17 protein-coding genes are annotated in these 16753 nt (G+C 60.3%); 14 read left to right on the top strand and 3 right to left on the bottom strand.

The genetic code is table 11. The features are described from left to right. Positions 1-45: 45 nt before the first annotated feature. On the bottom strand, positions 46-573 hold the full coding sequence (mepK, locus tag THIVI_RS04385) for a peptidoglycan L,D-endopeptidase MepK (RefSeq protein ID WP_014777422.1): 528 nt from the start codon (positions 571-573) through the stop codon (positions 46-48). A gap of 368 nt (positions 574-941) precedes the next feature. Here mepK and THIVI_RS04380 point away from each other — a divergent pair, with 368 nt between their 5' ends. Then, the gene (locus tag THIVI_RS04380) at positions 942-1619 is read left to right on the top strand and encodes a lytic transglycosylase domain-containing protein (protein WP_014777421.1); all 678 of its coding nucleotides are present in this window, start codon (positions 942-944) and stop codon (positions 1617-1619) included. A gap of 28 nt (positions 1620-1647) precedes the next feature. On the opposite strand, the gene THIVI_RS04375 is transcribed toward THIVI_RS04380, so the two are convergent. After that, on the bottom strand, positions 1648-1866 hold the full coding sequence (locus THIVI_RS04375; RefSeq protein WP_014777420.1) for a hypothetical protein: 219 nt from the start codon (positions 1864-1866) through the stop codon (positions 1648-1650). A 322-nt stretch (positions 1867-2188) separates the two neighbouring features. Here THIVI_RS04375 and sat point away from each other — a divergent pair, with 322 nt between their 5' ends. Together sat and THIVI_RS04365 are read left to right on the top strand one after the other, a co-directional pair. Further along, positions 2189-3376 (top strand): sulfate adenylyltransferase, encoded by a 1188-nt coding sequence (gene sat / locus THIVI_RS04370; protein WP_014777419.1) that lies wholly within the window; start codon positions 2189-2191, stop codon positions 3374-3376. 72 nt (positions 3377-3448) lie between these two features. After that, positions 3449-4303 (top strand): phosphatase PAP2 family protein, encoded by an 855-nt coding sequence (locus THIVI_RS04365; RefSeq protein WP_014777418.1) that lies wholly within the window; start codon positions 3449-3451, stop codon positions 4301-4303. 28 nt (positions 4304-4331) lie between these two features. On the opposite strand, the gene THIVI_RS04360 is transcribed toward THIVI_RS04365, so the two are convergent. Continuing rightward, positions 4332-5075 (bottom strand): ferredoxin--NADP reductase, encoded by a 744-nt coding sequence (locus THIVI_RS04360; protein ID WP_014777417.1) that lies wholly within the window; start codon positions 5073-5075, stop codon positions 4332-4334. 151 nt (positions 5076-5226) lie between these two features. On the opposite strand from THIVI_RS04360, the gene THIVI_RS04355 reads away from it, so the two are divergent. From THIVI_RS04355 to THIVI_RS04305, 11 genes are all read left to right on the top strand, one after another. Then, positions 5227-5790 carry a glutathione peroxidase gene (locus THIVI_RS04355; RefSeq protein ID WP_014777416.1) on the top strand — a complete coding sequence of 188 codons (564 nt, stop codon included), beginning with the start codon at positions 5227-5229 and terminating at the stop codon, positions 5788-5790. A gap of 209 nt (positions 5791-5999) precedes the next feature. After that, positions 6000-7247, top strand: a complete 1248-nt coding sequence (locus THIVI_RS04350) for an FkbM family methyltransferase (protein WP_014777415.1) — start codon at positions 6000-6002, stop codon at positions 7245-7247. 52 nt (positions 7248-7299) lie between these two features. Further along, positions 7300-7980: a hypothetical protein gene (locus tag THIVI_RS04345; protein ID WP_014777414.1), complete on the top strand. Its 681-nt coding sequence runs from the start codon at positions 7300-7302 to the stop codon at positions 7978-7980. 9 nt (positions 7981-7989) lie between these two features. Continuing rightward, on the top strand, positions 7990-8763 hold the full coding sequence (gene rfbF / locus THIVI_RS04340; RefSeq protein WP_014777413.1) for a glucose-1-phosphate cytidylyltransferase: 774 nt from the start codon (positions 7990-7992) through the stop codon (positions 8761-8763). Continuing rightward, positions 8760-9869, top strand: a complete 1110-nt coding sequence (gene rfbG, locus THIVI_RS04335; protein WP_014777412.1) for a CDP-glucose 4,6-dehydratase — start codon at positions 8760-8762, stop codon at positions 9867-9869. Before rfbF ends, rfbG begins: the two co-directional genes overlap by 4 nt. Continuing rightward, positions 9866-10429 carry a dTDP-4-dehydrorhamnose 3,5-epimerase family protein gene (locus tag THIVI_RS04330; protein WP_014777411.1) on the top strand — a complete coding sequence of 188 codons (564 nt, stop codon included), beginning with the start codon at positions 9866-9868 and terminating at the stop codon, positions 10427-10429. Before rfbG ends, THIVI_RS04330 begins: the two co-directional genes overlap by 4 nt. Continuing rightward, a complete protein-coding gene (locus tag THIVI_RS04325) occupies positions 10426-11661 on the top strand; it encodes a class I SAM-dependent methyltransferase (protein ID WP_014777410.1) in 1236 nt (411 codons plus the stop codon). The genes THIVI_RS04330 and THIVI_RS04325 overlap by 4 nt, the downstream gene beginning before the upstream one ends. Positions 11662-11713: 52 nt before the next feature. Beyond that, entirely contained in the window at positions 11714-12595 is an 882-nt protein-coding gene (locus THIVI_RS04320; RefSeq protein ID WP_014777409.1) for an NAD-dependent epimerase/dehydratase family protein, read from the top strand. Then, positions 12585-13337: a class I SAM-dependent methyltransferase gene (locus THIVI_RS04315; protein WP_014777408.1), complete on the top strand. Its 753-nt coding sequence runs from the start codon at positions 12585-12587 to the stop codon at positions 13335-13337. The genes THIVI_RS04320 and THIVI_RS04315 overlap by 11 nt, the downstream gene beginning before the upstream one ends. Before the next feature lie 9 nt (positions 13338-13346). Then, positions 13347-14117, top strand: coding sequence for a cephalosporin hydroxylase family protein (locus THIVI_RS04310; RefSeq protein WP_014777407.1), 771 nt, complete (start codon positions 13347-13349; stop codon positions 14115-14117). 329 nt (positions 14118-14446) lie between these two features. Continuing rightward, the gene (locus THIVI_RS04305; protein ID WP_014777406.1) at positions 14447-16696 is read left to right on the top strand and encodes a tetratricopeptide repeat protein; all 2250 of its coding nucleotides are present in this window, start codon (positions 14447-14449) and stop codon (positions 16694-16696) included. Positions 16697-16753 lie beyond the last annotated feature (57 nt).

Here is a 16753-nt window from a genome sequence, read left to right as displayed (position 1 = left end):
CTCAGGATTCAAAGAGACGCATCGGCTACTCGGACCGGTATCGCTTCAAGCGCCCCAGCGCCTGACCGCACCAGTGTCCAGATGGACGAAATTCGAGCGCGGATAATATCCGACACCGCCGCGGCCAAGCGCGACGGCAGCATCGCGAATATAGCGGATGGACAAATCGGGAAAACGGACATCGACTGCCTGGCCCGTGAGGTGCAGGCTGTTTTTTGCGACGCCATGAGACGCGCGTCGAAGCATCGAATTGGTTTGCGGAGAACGATACGCGCTCAAGACCTCAAAGCGGGCGTCCGAATCTCCCAGGTGGGTTTTGACATCGTACAGCAGGTCGAAAAGCTGGGGATCCATCGCGACGGTTTCGCCGGTGCGGAAATCCCGGAAGAAGTGATTCAGTTGCTGGAGCGCGCCTCGTTGATAGCGGTCACCGATTCGGTAGACGACGCTGATGCGGTCTTCCGTATGTAAATGATGAAATGAGAGTTGACGCGGCCGTTCGGAGACTTTTTTCGCAAGCGCGGGCGCGGACGCCAGGGACAATAGCGTCCCAAGGAAATAACGTCGATTCATGTTCCCTCCGGTACATTATATGGACGTTTAACGATCATTGAGGCTGCCATTATAGGCACGCGAATCGAGAAAGCAATCACAAATTCCCTTCGAGCGGCTTCCTGCGCAAACTTAAAGTGTTACACGAAGTAAAAAACATAGATCGCTAATCTTCAAGTCTTCCAAATGAAAATCCTAGAATTCACTTGACTCGACTTTAACATCTTTTTATAACAAAAAATCTATACTGAAAACAAATGCTTCAAGACCGAGTCCGATCGCATCGATCAGCTTTGGAGATCCGCCGGGAAAGGCACTTGGGTCACGATGCCCTTGGGGCGCGAATTGGATTATGATGGATATTGTTCGCCCTTTCCGGGAGGCACGCGATGCTTGTTGCAATACGGTTTGTTTTGACGGCGGGTCTCGTCGCGACGATGTGTGGAGAGCCCGCCTGGGCGGATGTCTACAAATACGTGGATGCAGCAGGGAATGTCTATTTCACCGATGCGCCGCTGAAGGGCAACCGCTATCGTCTGGAATGGCATCGCGAGGCGAGAAAACTCGTGCGGGAGAGTCAGCGGAATGTGCTTGGCAGCCGACAGAAGTCCTTGCCTCAGGGCGTCTCTTCAGGCAAGTCGCTGCCCAAACAACGCTCCACCTATCACGGTTTGGTGCTCGCGAACGCGCGTCGTTACCGATTGTCTCCAGGGCTGCTGCATGCCGTGATCCGCGCGGAATCCGCCTACAATCCAGCAGCCGTCTCTTCGGCGGGGGCTCAGGGATTGATGCAGTTGATGCCGGGGACCGCGGCTCGCTATGGGGTTTCGGACAGTTTCAATCCGGTCGAAAATGTCCGTGGCGGGGCGGCCTATCTGCGCGATCTGCTTGACATGTTCGATCAGGATCTGCGGCTTGCGCTCGCGGGCTACAATGCGGGCGAGGGCGCGGTGATGAAGCATGGCCGCCAGATCCCTCCCTATGCGGAGACCCAGGGCTATGTCCGCAAGGTGCTCCAATACTTCCGCGACGAGCAGCCCGCCAGCATCGCGCTGACCGTGCGCTGACCCCGCGTTTTCCTGATCGTCTTTTCGCTCAGTCCTCTCCGATCACGCGCTCGTCGCGCGGGGTCGAGAGGATTTTTTCGGCCTCGCCCTGTTGTCTCGCGAAAATCAGACGGTACTCGACGCCCGTCTCGGCGGGCTCGTGTTGGCGACGCTCGCGCACGGTCGCGCGCGCGGTCCGATAACTCTCGACCGTTTCGAGGTGTTCGAGTTGTCGAGGCGGGGAAATCCTGTAGACGAAATAGGGCATGTCGAGAAAATCCTAACGATGGTTGGCCTGACGCAAGGCGCGGAGATTTCAGGAGCGCATGGCGCGAGGGTGGTGGAGAATTTGCCGTGAAGTCTATCGCAATCCGAAGTCGCATGACGCTCCAAACCCTTGCGAAATTATTGGCTCCATAAACATAACCATGTCCGGACTGGTCCGCGCTCGTGATAAGGTTCCCGCGCTGTCAACCATGCTCGTCCGGAACCTTCCAGAGAGCATTGTCCGATCAGCGAACCGCCACGCAGTCATCTTGTTGAATGCACCTTCCGTAATCCGTCGATACAGCCGAGAGGAGAGACAGGCGATGATCAAACCCGTGGGTTCCGAGACCTTGAAACCACTGTTCGTCTACGACCCGGACCAGCACCACGCACTGATGCGCGAGGCGGAAACCCTGCCATCGGTGGTGATCAGTTCGCAGGCGGCCGGCAATGCCGTCATGATGGGCGGCGGTTACTTCAGCCCGCTCGCGGGATTCATGAGTGTGGCGGACGCCGTCAGCGTCGCCGAAACCATGCGCACGGTCGACGGCCTCTTCTTTCCCGTGCCAGTCCTCTGTCTGCTGGAAAGCGTCGCGGCCATCGGCGACGCCCGGCGGATTGCCTTGCGCGATCCGAACGTCGAGGGCAATCCGGTCCTGGCCGTCATGGATGTCGCGGCCATCGAGCAGATCTCCGATGCCCAGATGAACTTGATCACAGAGAAGGTCTATCGCACCCAGGATCCGCAACATCCGGGCGTCGCGACCTTCCATGAGCAGGGCCGCCATGTCGTGTCCGGCGCGATCCAGGTGCTGCATTTTTCGTATTTCCAGGACGATTTTCCGGATACCTTCCGCACCGCCGTCGAGATCCGCAACGAGATCGCGGAACGTGGCTGGAAGCGCGTGGTCGCCTTCCAAACCCGCAATCCCATGCATCTGGCGCACGAGGAACTCTGCCACATGGCCATGGAGCGTCTCGATTGCGACGGTCTGGTCATCCACATGCTGCTCGGCAAGCTCAAGCCGGGCGATATCCCGGCGCCGGTGCGCGATGCCTCCATTCGCAAGATGGTCGAACTTTATTTCCCGCCCAATAGCGCCATGGTGACGGGTTATGGGTTCGACATGCTCTATGCGGGGCCGCGCGAGGCGGTGCTGCATGCCTATTTCCGTCAGAACATGGGGGCGACCCATTTCATCGTCGGTCGCGATCACGCGGGCGTGGGCGATTATTATGGCGCGTTCGATGCCCAGACCATCTTTGAGGAAGAGGTTCCGGCGGGCGCGATGCAGATCGAAATTTTCAAGGCGGATCACACCGCTTACTCGAAGAAGCTCAATCGAGTTGTCATGATGTGCGAGGCGCCGGATCACACCAAGGACGATTTCGTGCTGCTCTCCGGCACCAGGGTGCGCGAACTACTCGGCAGCGGAGTCGCGCCGCCGCCCGAGTTCTCGCGTCCTGAAGTGGCACAGATTCTGATGGATTACTACCAGTCGCTCGATTGATCGCGACGGATCGGCGCAAAGGTCGTCCGCTGACGACATGAGGGGAGCGAAGGCATTGTTTAGGAGTGATCGATGACCGCTGGCCTGCTGGCTTTTTTGCGCCGCGACTGGCATGAGCGCCTGCTAGCCGGGACGGCTCGGACCCCGCTGGAGTCGCCGGACGGCGCCCGCTGGCTGGCGCGCTGGGCCTTGGTTTGCATGATCGTCGCGGCAACGCTGGTTTTGGCGTGCGGTTATCACGCCGGATTCGTTCGCCTGAACGCCTGGGCCGCGGGGTATCCGGACTGGATCTGGCAATGCCTTACGGTCCTGGGCGACGAGCGGGTGCCGTTCGCGCTGTCGCTGCTCTTCTCGCTGCGCTATCCGCGCGTGTTCTGGACGCTGGTCGTGTCCGCCGTGATCGCGATCCTCTACAGTCGCGGGCTCAAGGAACTGGTCGACTCAGCCCGTCCGCCGGGCGTACTGGCCGCCGATGCTTTCCATCTCATCGGTCCCGGTCATCGGCATCACAGCTTTCCGTCGGGTCACAGCGTCACGGCCGGGGTCTTTTTCGGCGTGCTGATCTACCATGCGCGCCTGATCGAGTGGCGTCTGCTGTTTCTTCTGCTCGCGATTCTCGCTGGTCTCAGCCGGGTCGCGGTCGGGGTGCATTGGCCGGTGGATGTCGCGGCGGGTCTGATGGGCGGGGCACTCGCGGCCTGGCTCGGCGCCCGGCTCGCCGCGCGCTGGTCGGGACCAGCCACCGATGTCAGCGTCCATCTGGCGATCGTCACGCTGGCCGCTGTTCTGGCCATCGGCCTGCTGTACGACGATGGCGGTTATCCAGAGGCCGCGCTCATGCTTCAGGCATTGGGCGCGGGCGCGCTCCTGAGCGCGCTCTTACAGTATCTCGTCCTACCGGTGTTGCGATGGCGGCGGCGCGGTTGACCGCCGACAACCTGTCAGCGCTCCCGGTTCAATGGTACTGCTCGGTGGTGTACTGGCCGGGCGCGTGGCGACGGTGCCGGACGAGTCCGCGCGCCTCCAGGATCGCCTTCGCGTCCTTGATCATGGCCGAATTGCCGCACAGCATCACATGGCTGGTCGCCGGGTCGATGGTCGCGCCGACCTGGGCCTCCAACTGGCCGCTGGTCAGGAGGTCCGTGATGCGGCCGGGCAAGGCGCCTGGACTCTGTTCGCGGCTCACCGCGGCGACGAAGCTGAAGCGATCGCCATAACGTCCGGCGATCTCGCTCAGGGTTTCGCCATAGGCAAGGTCCGCTGCCTGACGCACGCCATGGACCAGGATCACGCGCTTGAAACGCTCCCAGGGCTCGGCGGTGCGCAGGATCGAGAGATAGACGCCAAGCCCGGTGCCGGTCGCGAGCAACCAGAGCGTCTCGGCCGGCTCCACCGTTTCGAGGGTGAAGATGCCGCCCGCCGTGGCCGTCATCCAAACCTCGTCGCCGGGATTCAGGGCGGAGAGCGGCGGTGTCAGCGGGCCTTCGGGCACTTCGTTGAAATAGATCTCCAACGGACGATCTTGGGGCGCATTGACTAGCGAGTAGGGTCGGCCGATGCGTTCGCCGTCGATTTCGAGCGCGACCTTAATGTATTGACCCGCCTTGAAATCGGCGATCGGCGCGTCGAATTGCAGACTGTAGAGGCCCTCGGCCCATTGATGTTTGCCGATCGCCTTTGCTTTCACCCAATCGTTCATATCCGTTCCGTTCTCCGTGGTTGATCGTCGCCCGCGAGAGGCTGTCGGGGCGTTAAAACATGATCGGTGCGGGCGCGGCTATTGCAATCCCGCCCGAACCGCCCGACCTTTTTTTCCTGATTCGTGCACTCTCAACCGAAAGAGATCGCTCATGAAAAACACCCTGTTTGCGCTTGGGCTGACCGCCGTCAGTGCCACGGTGGCGGCCGACCCGAAAAGCTGTTCGTCCCTGCTGGATCTCGATGTACGCCGACTCGCCGGCGATGAGACCGTGAATCTTTGCGAGGCCTATCAGGGCCAGGTGATTCTGATCGTCAACACCGCCAGCAAGTGCGGTTTCACGCCCCAATACGAAGGGCTCGAAGCACTCTATCGAAAGTACAGGGATCGGGGGTTCGTCGTTCTCGGGTTCCCGTCCAACGACTTCGCCAATCAGGATCCGGGATCGGAGGAAGAGATCCAGAAATTCTGCCGACTGACCTACTCGGTGGAATTCCCCATGTTCGAGAAGGTCGGCGTCAAGAAGGGCAGGGCGGCCCCCCTGTTCGAGCGACTCGCCGCGGCTGGCGCGCCCTATCCGAAGTGGAACTTCTATAAGTATCTGATCGACCGCAATGGCAACCTCGTCGATCACTACATCAGCACCACCGGGCCGGAGAGCGCGAAGGTGGTGAAAGCGATCGAAAAGCTGCTGTCTTTCCAGGATTCGAAGTAAATGCCAGCGTCAACGTTCAGACCGTCCCCGAAGTTTCAGGCATGACGTCACCATTCCGAGCATGCCGTGAATCGCTAGCAAGGGTCGCCATGCTTTGGACCCTGGCCGGATTGGGTGCTAGGATGCCGATAGAGCCAATGATTCATGATATCCCATCGCTGTGCTCTGACCGATGACGATTCTCCAACTCCAACCTGGAGCGACCCACCGTGAGCGATACTCAACGACTGCTCGAACAGGCCATCGAGCATCAACGAGCCGGGCGTGGCGAGGCTGCCGAGTGGCTGTATCGCGCGGTGCTGGCGCTTGATATCGAACATGCCGAGGCCAATCACCATCTCGGCATCCTCGAAATCGAAAGTGGCCAGATCGAACCTGGATTGGAGCACCTGCAAAAGGCTGTGGAGCGCGCGCCAGAAGTCGGCGGCTACTGGCTCGCCCTCGCCGAGGCACTGCTACTGGCAAAGCGCCCGCCGGATGCGCTGGTCGTGATGGACCGCGCCCGCAAGGCTGGTCTGGATTCGCAAACCGCGGATGCGTTACGGCGGCGTATCGAAGACGCGATCGCGCCAGAGAGTCGGCTGGACCCGCCGCGTCGCGAGGCAATAATCCCGGCGACCGCGCAGGCGACCGCATCGCCTTTGCCATCGCCCCTTATCTCCCCCGCCATTCCGGCCCAGGAACCTCCCTCCGGAACCTTCGTGGTGTCCATAGCCGGAGACGTCCGTGTCCGCGTCCCTGCCGATATTCACTGCCTGACCACCTATGCGCTCCTGGAGCAGGAGGATTGGTTCGAGGATGAAATCTCCTGGGTGCGCCAGTTCGTTCAGCCCGGCATGGTCGCCTTGGATGTTGGCGCGAATCATGGCATCTATGCGCTAACCATGGCCAAACTGATGCAGGGAAATGGCCGGGTGATTGCCCTGGAACCGACATTGACGTCAGCCGACCTGCTCGCCCAGGGGATAATCGAAAATGGCCTGGCGGATGTCCTGACGCTGATTCGTGTTGGGCTGTCTGGCCAAGCCGGCGAGGCGGATATCGCGATCCGCGGCTGTCGCAGACCAAACAGTCCGCAAGACGACCGCCGCACGGAGTGCGTGCCCATGTCGACCCTGGATGACCTGCTTGGGGACGCGCGTTGGCCAACCGGGGTGGCGGTCGATTTTCTACGGCTTAACGTTGGCGGCCAGGATCTCGGTGTCCTTCAGGGAGGAAACGATTTCTTCATGAAACAAACCCCGTTGGTCATGTTCCGAATCCCACCGAACCCAATTCGATCAGGTCTTATGGACGCCTTCGCTGGTTTGAATATGGAAATCTATCGTCTGATCCCCGGACTGAATGCACTGGTTCCCTTTGGTTCCTCGCATCCGCTCGATGAATATCGACGCAATCTTTTCGCCTGCGGGGCGGAGCGCGCCAATTCCTTGAGGCAGCGAGGATTGATGCTCTAAATCGTCTCCGGTATGACCGGTGTCGTAATCGGCATTCCTAATGGAAAAATCGATGAATCAAGCTATCTGGCCTCTCCGACTTGCCGCCTATCCCTATGCGCAGCCGCTGCTGATTGGCTGGCAGATCGCCGACCGCTCGAAAGATGTCTATTGGATCGCTTACGAGACGGCGTTGAATCTCTATCTGCTGGCTCAGGACGAAACCCGTCCCCTGAATGATCGCTATCGGTTCCTGCTCGAAAGTCAGGAGCGTTTCCGGAATCTTCTCGCGCAAGGCGATGGGCATCTCGCAACCCATCTGGTCCTGATCCGGATTCTGCTCGATCTGGGCGAGCGACAGGCGGCGGTGGGTAGGTTAGAGAATTTGTTGCGCGAGATGACCTGGCTCGCGGAGCCGCTGCACGAAGACCTGCAGATTTCCATCAACCGCCCTTTCCTGCCGCCAGCGAGCGATTTCGATCATCGCGAGCTGCAAAGCGATCTCGGCAAATGGCTACAGGCGTCCGTCATCGAGACGCTGGAAAGGCAGCGCGCTTTTTCGTCCTATTTCCATAACGATCTGCATCTGCTCAAAAAAGTGCTGGAGAATTCAAATCATACCCCCGAGATGGAGCGGCGCGAGCGACTCGTCAGGCTACGCCTCGGGATGCCCAGGCCGCCGGCTGGGCTGAATCGCTCTCCTCGGGGCAGCGACGGCGGCCCCAATGCGGCAGTCTGGGATCTTCTCGCATAGCGAGCGCCGATGAAGGCAGTCATCCTGGCGGGCGGTTTCGGTACGCGCATCTCGGAGGAGTCGCACCTGCGACCCAAGCCGATGATCGAGATTGGCGGGATGCCGATCATCTGGCACATCATGAAGTTCTACTCCCATCATGGCGTCAACGAGTTCGTCATCTGTTGCGGCTACAAGGGCTACGTCATCAAGGAGTACTTCGCCAACTATTTCCTGCACATGTCCGATGTCACCTTCGATGTCGCCAACAACCGCATGGAGGTCCATCAGCGCAAGGCGGAACCCTGGCGGGTAACCCTGGTCGACACCGGGGCCAACACCCTGACCGGTGGGCGGCTCAGGCGCGTGGCGGATTACATTCGGGACGAGGACGCCTTCTGCTTCACCTATGGCGACGGGCTCAGCGATGTCGACATCCGCGCGCTCATCGACTATCACCGGGGGCACGGTCGCTGGGCGACCGTCACCGCCGTGCTGGCCCCGGGGCGTTATGGGGCGATCGAGCAGACCGGCAACGAGGTCACCGGATTCGTCGAAAAACCACGCGGCGATGGCGGTCTCATCAATGGCGGTTTTTTCGTGCTCTCGCCCAGGTGTCTCGATCTGATCGCCGATGACCAGACCAGTTGGGAGGGCGAACCGCTCGCCCGTCTGACCGGGATGCGTCAGTTGATGGCCTATGATCACTTCGGTTTCTGGCAGCCGATGGATACCCTGCGCGACAAAAATCAGCTCGAGGATCTCTGGAGTTCCGGTCGGGCGCCCTGGAAGCTCTGGGAATGAACCCAGGCTTTTGGCGTGGCCGGCGCGTCTTCGTCACCGGGCATACCGGCTTCAAGGGTGGCTGGCTCGTGCTTTGGCTGAGCGAATTGGGCGCGGATGTGTGCGGATATGCCTTGGAGCCGCCGACCGAGCCCAATTTCTTCGCCCTTGCTCGTCTCGCCGGGCGCCTGTACGGGCAGCGCATGCGGGATATCCGCGATGGCGATGCCCTGACCGAGGCCATTGCCGCGAGCGCGCCCGAGATCGTTTTTCACTTGGCCGCCCAGCCTCTGGTGCGCGACGCCTATCGCGCCCCGGTCGAGACCTATGGGGTTAATGTCATGGGGACGGTCAACCTGCTGGAGGCGGTGCGTCACAGCGGGACGGTGCGCGCCGTCGTGGTCGTGACCTCGGACAAATGTTACGAGAATCGCGAATGGATCTGGCCTTACCGGGAGTCCGACCCGCTTGGCGGCCATGATCCCTATGCCAGCAGCAAGGGCTGCGCCGAACTCGTCACCGCGGCCTATCGCCGCAGTTTCCTGGCCAGCGCCGGCGTTCAGATCGCCAGTGCGCGCGCCGGCAATGTCATCGGCGGCGGCGACTGGGCAGCCGATCGGCTCGTCCCGGATTTTTTGCGGGCACTCGATGGGGAACGTGCCGTGTCGATTCGCTCGCCCCAAGCGATCCGTCCCTGGCAGCATGTGCTGGAGCCGCTGGCCGGGTATCTGCTTCTCGCCCAACGTCTGTACGAGGGGCGCGCGGCCTATGCCGAGGCCTGGAATTTTGGCCCCCAGGATACCGATGCCCGCCCCGTGTCCTGGGTCATGGATTACCTCTGCGCCAGGATGCCGGAGGCGCGCTGGCGGTACGACCCGCCCCAATGTCCCCCTGACGAGCGTCCCCTAGATCAATGTCCCCCGGCCCGGCATCCCCACGAAGCCGACGTTTTGAGGCTCGACAGCACCAAGGCTGGCGCCCGCCTGGGCTGGCGGCGGCGCTGGAATCTGGAAGGCGCGCTTGATCGCACCCTGGAGTGGCACCAGGCCTGGCGCGATGGCGAGGACATGGCGCGGTTTTCGCTCGGGCAAATCGCCGCTTACCGCACCGCCGGGGCCGGGCCATGAGCGCGCGCTTGCGTCCTCGGTCCACCGACATCGCCGCAGTCACGGTGATCGAGCGGCTGCCGATCGCCGACGAGCGAGGCTTTCTGGAGCGTGTCTTCTGTGCCCGCGTGCTGGCGGACTTCACGCTGGGCAAACCCATCGCGCAGATCAACCGCACCCTCACTCGGCATCGCGGCACGGTGCGCGGCCTGCACTTCCAGCGCCCGCCGGACACCGAAATCAAGCTGGTCACTTGTTTGCGAGGCGAGGTCTTCGATGTCGCGGTCGACCTGCGCGCCGGCTCGCCGACTTTTCTGCATTGGCATGGCGAGCGTCTGAGCGCCGACAATGGCCGCACCCTGGTCATCCCGGAAGGTTGCGCGCATGGTTTCCAGACACTCGCCGACGACTGCGAACTGCTCTATCTGCATACCGCCTTTTATTCCCCGGATACGGAGGACGGTCTCCATCCCGAAGATTCGAGGCTGGCCATTCGCTGGCCGCTCCCCATTACCGGGCTATCGCCGCGCGACGCGGCACGCCCGCCGATCGATGCCCATTTCGCGGGGATGCGGCTGTGAAGTGTCGACATTGCCAGACGCCCCTGCGCACCGTCTTCGTCGATCTCGGCAGCGCGCCGCCGTCCAACGCCTATCTGAGCGCCGCAGCCCTCGATGCCGCCGAGATCTGGCATCCGCTGCGCGTGCTGGTCTGCGAGCGATGCTGGCTGGTTCAGACCCAGGATTTCGCCCGTCCCGACGAACTCTTCAGCCCGGACTACGCCTATTTCTCCAGCACCTCGCGCGGCTGGGTCGCACATGCGGCCAGGTACGCCGATGCCATGATCGAGCGGCTGCGGCTCGTCCCGGACTCCCTGGTCATCGAGGTTGCCGCCAACGACGGCTATCTTCTCAGGCATTTCGTCGCGGCGGGCATCCCCTGTCTGGGCATCGAGCCGACCGCCAGCACCGCCGCCGCCGCCGAGCGCCTGGGCATCCCGGTTCTGCGCGATTTTTTCGGCGAGGCGTTCGCCCGGCGGCTGGCCGCGGACGGTCGACTGGCCGATCTGATCGTTGGCAACAACGTCTATGCCCATGTGCCCGACATCGACGATTTCACCCGCGGACTCAAGGCCGCGCTGAAACCCGGCGGCACCATCACCCTGGAATTTCCGCATCTTTCACGCCTGATCGAGCAGGCGCAGTTCGATACCATCTACCACGAACATTTTTCCTATCTTTCGCTCTTCAGTGTCGCGCACATCTTCAAGGCCGCCGGGCTGCGCGTCTGGGATGTCGAGGAACTCCCTACCCACGGCGGCAGCCTGCGTGTTTTTGGCTGTCACTCCAGGGACTCGCGTCAGGACACGCCCGCCGTGGAGCGACTGCTGACGGACGAGGCGCGGCGGGGTTTGCGGAGCATCGCGACCTATCGCGACTTCCAGGTCCGAGCCGACCGCATCAAGAACGATCTGCTCGCATTCCTGATCGAGCAAAAGCGCGCGGACAGGACGGTCGCCGCCTATGGTGCCGCAGCCAAGGGCAATACCCTGCTCAATTACGCCGGTGTGAAACCGGATCTACTGCCTTTCGTGTGCGATGCCGCGCCGTCCAAACAGGGAAAATTCCTGCCGGGGAGCCGTATCCCCATCGTCGACGAGTCGCAGATCAGGCAGCATCGCCCGGATTACATCCTGATTCTGCCCTGGAATCTGCGCGAGGAGGTGATGGAACAGTTGCACGATGTGGGAGACTGGGAGGGGCAATTCGTGACCGCCGTACCGCGTCTGGAGATTAAACCCTCAAGAAAATGATTCTTCGCTTTGCCGCGATGATTGGCTTCACTACCGAGCGTTGAAATCGCCCATGAAAGTGCTGCTCACCGGCTCCAGCGGTTTTCTCGGACGCTATGTCCTGGAGAGCCTGCATCGGCGCGAGATTGCGACGCTGGCCATCGGTCGGCATCCGCCAGCGGGTCCGGGGGCGGACTTTATCGCGGTCGACCTCCTCGCCGCGCCGGATTTCGATGCCCTCTGTCGGTCCGCCGGGGTCACCCATCTGATCCATCTGGCCTGGTATGCCGAGCACGGCCAGTATTGGGCCTCGCCGCTCAACCTGCGCTGGACCGAGGCCAGCGTCCGCCTGGTCGAAGCCTTCTGCCGCGCCGGCGGTCGGCAGGTCGTGGCGGCGGGCACCTGCGCGGAGTACGATTGGTCTCATGGTTATTGTCGCGAGGACGCGACGCCCCTGAATCCGGCCACGCTCTATGGTGTCGCCAAGGACGCAACCCGTCGTCTGGTCAGCGCCGTGTGCGATCAAGCGCAAATTCCGTGTGCCTGGGGCAGGATCTTTCTGCCCTTTGGACAGGGCGAGTCCAGTCAGCGTCTGATTCCTTCGCTGATCGACGTCTTTCAGGGCAGACGCCTCCCCTTTGGCGTGAACGCGACTGCCTACCGCGATTTTCTACACGCATCGGATGTCGCCGAGGGATTTTTCGCCCTGCTGCACGCTGGCGCGAATGGCGCCTATAACGTCAGTTCGGGTGAACCGGTGCGGATTGGCGAATTGGTGCGAGCATTAGCGGGTTACTATGACGCCGATCCGCGGCCGGTATTGGACTTGACGACGGAGCGCCAGGGGGAGCCGCGACTGCTGGTTGGCGAGAGCCTCGGGCTCAGGGCTTTTGGTTGGAAACCTCAAGACTCGACGATGGGTCATTTATTGAGCGGGAAACAATATGTTTTTTAGTGGCGGTAATTTTAATATCACGAACATCACTTTGTTTAGGCAGTGCGTGGAAGGAATAAGGAAAAGCATTACGACTCCAGATCATTTTTTTTGTTCAGATAACATGATTACATGGAATAAAAATCTGAGTTTTCTTCAGAATGATAAATTTTTGGAATCGATGCGGAAGCATTCGAATACAAATATTGAACTTGCGATTATCTGGAGAACCTATATTCTCTGTTATTTCGCCAATTACGCGAAAAGACTTCGCGGCGATTTTGTCGAAGTTGGTGCCTATAAAGGCAATACCGCGAGCATTATTCTGGACAACACCGGTCTGGAAAAAACGGAAAAGCGTTATTATCTCTACGATACCTTCGAGCATTCCGATATCGATCTCAATCACATTCTTCCAGAGCATAGTAATATCCTTTACGACCAAGTCCGCTCCAGATTCGAGAGGTTTGATTTTGTGAAGGTGATTCAGGGATATGTGCCGGAGTCTTTTTCGAGGGATTTTCCCGAGAAAATTGCGTTTGCCCACGTCGATCTCAATCAGGCGCCAGCAGAGGTTGGAGCATTGCGACGCATTATTCCCGTGCTTTCTCCAGGCGCGGTTATTATCCTGGACGACTATGGTTGGTGGGTCTATCATGAGCAAAAAGAAGCCGAGGATCCTCTGTTCGCCGAATATGGACTTGCGGTTCTTGAGTTACCGACGGGGCAGGGTTTGGTATTAAATCATCGCGACTTTTTTTAGGTGTCGATCATGACCGAGTTCGAGCAGGAAGTCATAGAACGCATTGCCGCGAACGAACAAGATCGGCGGTTAATGGATGCCGGACAAAAATTTCTGCACGCGGCGACACAGCCCAAATATTGCTATAACTTCGCCTGGCTCGGCCGCCCCATCATTCAATACCCGCAGGACATCGTGGCGATCCAGGAATTGATCTGGTCGGCCAAGCCAGACCTGATTATCGAGACCGGCATCGCCCACGGCGGTTCGCTCATCCTCAGCGCCTCGATGCTGGCCCTGCTCGACTATTGCGACGCGGTTGCGGCCGGCGTATCGCTCGATCCCGCCAATCCCAAGCGGCGGGTAATAGGTATCGACATCGATATCCGCGCCCATAACCGCGCGGCCATCGAAACTCACCCCATGATTTCGCGTATCCAAATGATTCAGGGATCGAGTATCGCGCCCGAGGTGGTCGAGCAGATCAAGACCATCGCGGCCAATTATTCGCGCATTCTGGTCTGTCTGGACTCCATGCACACTCATGGCCACGTCCTCGCCGAACTCAATGCCTACGCTCCACTGACCAGCATCGATAGTTATTGCGTCGTCTTTGACACCATCATCGAGGATCAGCCCGCTGACATGTATCCGGATCGCCCCTGGGGGCCGGGCAACAACCCCAAAACCGCCGTGCACGAGTATCTCAAGACCCATCCCGAGTTCGAGATCGACCGGAGTATCCAGCACAAACTGGCGATCACGGTGGCGCCGGATGGATTCCTGAAACGGGTGAAATAACCTCGGCGGGGCGGATCGTTCGCCCCGCCTGGATTCTTCGATCAATGGTTATCAGAGACAGGTTAGGTGCGAGATGACGGCGGCTTCGGGACGAATCTCCCTTCCCGTTTCGTCCATGCCGATCAGCGACCAGCGAGCGCTCCGTAGCGAGCAGGACAATTGCGGCATCATGTCAAGCCATCGAGACACATCTCAGTCGCGCCGAGTATTTGTGTCTGGAAGAACTTGTCGATAACGATCGCACTCTCCTGCTTTTATGAAGGCATCGGATTTGAGTCGAGAGATCGCGATGCCTGAAAACCAATTGACAGCATTTCGGAACGCTGCCGATGACAAATACCGCCGATCTCTGCAATCTTGCTCTGAGCCACTATCGCGCCGGCCGTCTGGACGTGGCGGAGAGTCTCTATCGCGCCATCCTGGCGCTCGACGAATCACATGCCGAGGCGCATCACAATCTGGGCATCATCGACCTCCAGCGTGACCGACTGGAACCGGGACTGACGCATCTGCGCCGTGCCCTGGCACTGGCGCCCGAGATCGGCGGCTACTGGCTCTCGCTCGCCGAGGGGTTGCTGATGGCGCAACAGCCGGAGGAGGCGCGTTCGGTGATTGAGCGGGCGCGGGCGATCGGGCTCGATACGCCAGACGCGCGGGCATTGCGTCAGCGGCTTGTCACGAAAAAAATATCTAACGCGCCTGCCCCGAGAGCGCAAGCGACCGCCATCCCTTTGGCACGACAGGAAAGGGTAGTGGCTTTATTGCAGCGCGGGCAACTTGTCGAGGGAGAGACCGCCGCCCGCAAATTGACCAAGCGCTATCCGAGCGATGCATTCGGCTGGCGGGCGCTGGGTACCCTGCTGTTCAAGCGAGACGATTATCAGGGTGCCCTGACCATGCTTCAGAAGGCGTTGAGTATCGATCCGCATCATGCCGAATGCCTCAATACCCTGGGAAATGCCCTCAATAACCTTGGCCGGGCGAGGGAGGCGATCGACTGCTTTAACCGTGCGCTGGAGATCGATCCGGACTATGCCGCAGCTCACAATAGCAAGGGCGTCGCCCTGAAGGATCTTAATCGCATGGAAGAGGCGATCGCCTGTTATCGTCGAGCGCTTGCCCTTGCCCCCGATCTGGCCGAGGCGCACAACAATCTAGGGGCCGCGTTCAAGGGAGTCGGGCGTTTAGACGAGGCGTTGGAATGTCATCGGCAAGCATTGGCGATCAATCCCCGCTATGCCGAGGCCTACAGCAATCTTGGAGGCGCGCTTCAGGGGCTGGGACGCTTGGATGAGTCGATTGCCGCCTATGAGCGGTCATTGCAGCTGAATCCCAAACTCATCATGGCTCCATCGAGTCAACTGTTCGTTTTGAACTACCATCCCGATAAACCGGCCGAGGAGATCTATGCTGCCTATCGTGATTTCGATCGGCGTTATGCGGAACCGCATCGCGCAAGCTGGCGGGCGCATGACAATAACCGCGATCCTGATCGGCGTTTACGGGTCGGCTATGTCTCGCCTGATTTCCGCTCGCATTCGGCGCGTCATTTTTTGGAGCCGCTGCTGGAGTGGCATGATCGGGGCGAGATCGAGGCGACGGCCTATGCCGAGTTAGCGAGCGAGGACGCGGTTACCGCACGCTATCGTGGCTATGTCGATCATTGGGTCGCCACCCGGGGGTTGAGCGATGAGGCGCTGGCCGAGCGTATCCGCGCCGACGGCATCGATATCCTGGTCGATGTGGCGGGCCACACCGCCAATAACCGCCTGAGCGTCTTTGCGCGTCGTCCAGCGCCGATCTCGCTCTCCTGGATGGGGTATGGCTATACCACTGGGCTTTCCGCCATCGACTATTTTCTGACCGATGACGTCATGGCTCCGCCGGGCAGCGAAAATCTGTTTGCCGAGCGACCCTGGCGTATCCCGGTGCCCTCGTTGGCCTATCGGCCCGCGCAAGGGATGGGCGCGGTTGGTGCGCTGCCCGCGTTGAGACGGGGTTTCGTCACCTTCGGTACCCTCACGCGGGGCATTCGCATCAACCATCGCATCATCCGCGTTTGGTCGGAATTGCTTCAGCGTTTGCCGGGTGCAAGACTCTTAATCGACAGCCAGGATTTCGTCACTCCCGAGGCCCAAATCGCGATATCCAAACGCTTTGCCGCTCACGGCATCGACACCCGGCGACTGGAACTCGGATTTCATTCTCCCCCCTGGGATGTCTTGCGGGGCATGGATATCGGCCTGGACTGTTTTCCGCATAACTCGGGCACGACCCTGATCGAATCGCTCTATATGGGCGTACCCTTCATTACCCTCGCCGAACGCGCGAGCGTGGGGCGAATCGGAAGTATGATGCTGGCGGGGGCCGGACATGCGGAGTGGATTGCCGACAGCGAGGACGATTACATTGAGAAGGCCGTGGAACTGGCAAGCGATTTGACACGCCTGGTGGCCATTCGCGCCGGTCTGCGCGGCGAACTGGAGGCGGGCCCCTGGCGCGACGAAGTCGGCTTCGCACGTCGGGTCGAAATGGCTTACCGGGAGATGTGGCGACGCTGGTGTCTTGGAGATCAATGAGATTCAGGCATGACATGACACGTCTGGGCGTCGACGCGCGTAACCATTCGTTCGAGG

The organism is Thiocystis violascens DSM 198, from assembly GCF_000227745.2.
GTDB lineage: Bacteria > Pseudomonadota > Gammaproteobacteria > Chromatiales > Chromatiaceae > Chromatium > Chromatium violascens.
The sequence above is the reverse complement of the archived record's forward strand: the minus strand, read 5'-3'. Positions and strand labels throughout refer to the sequence as shown.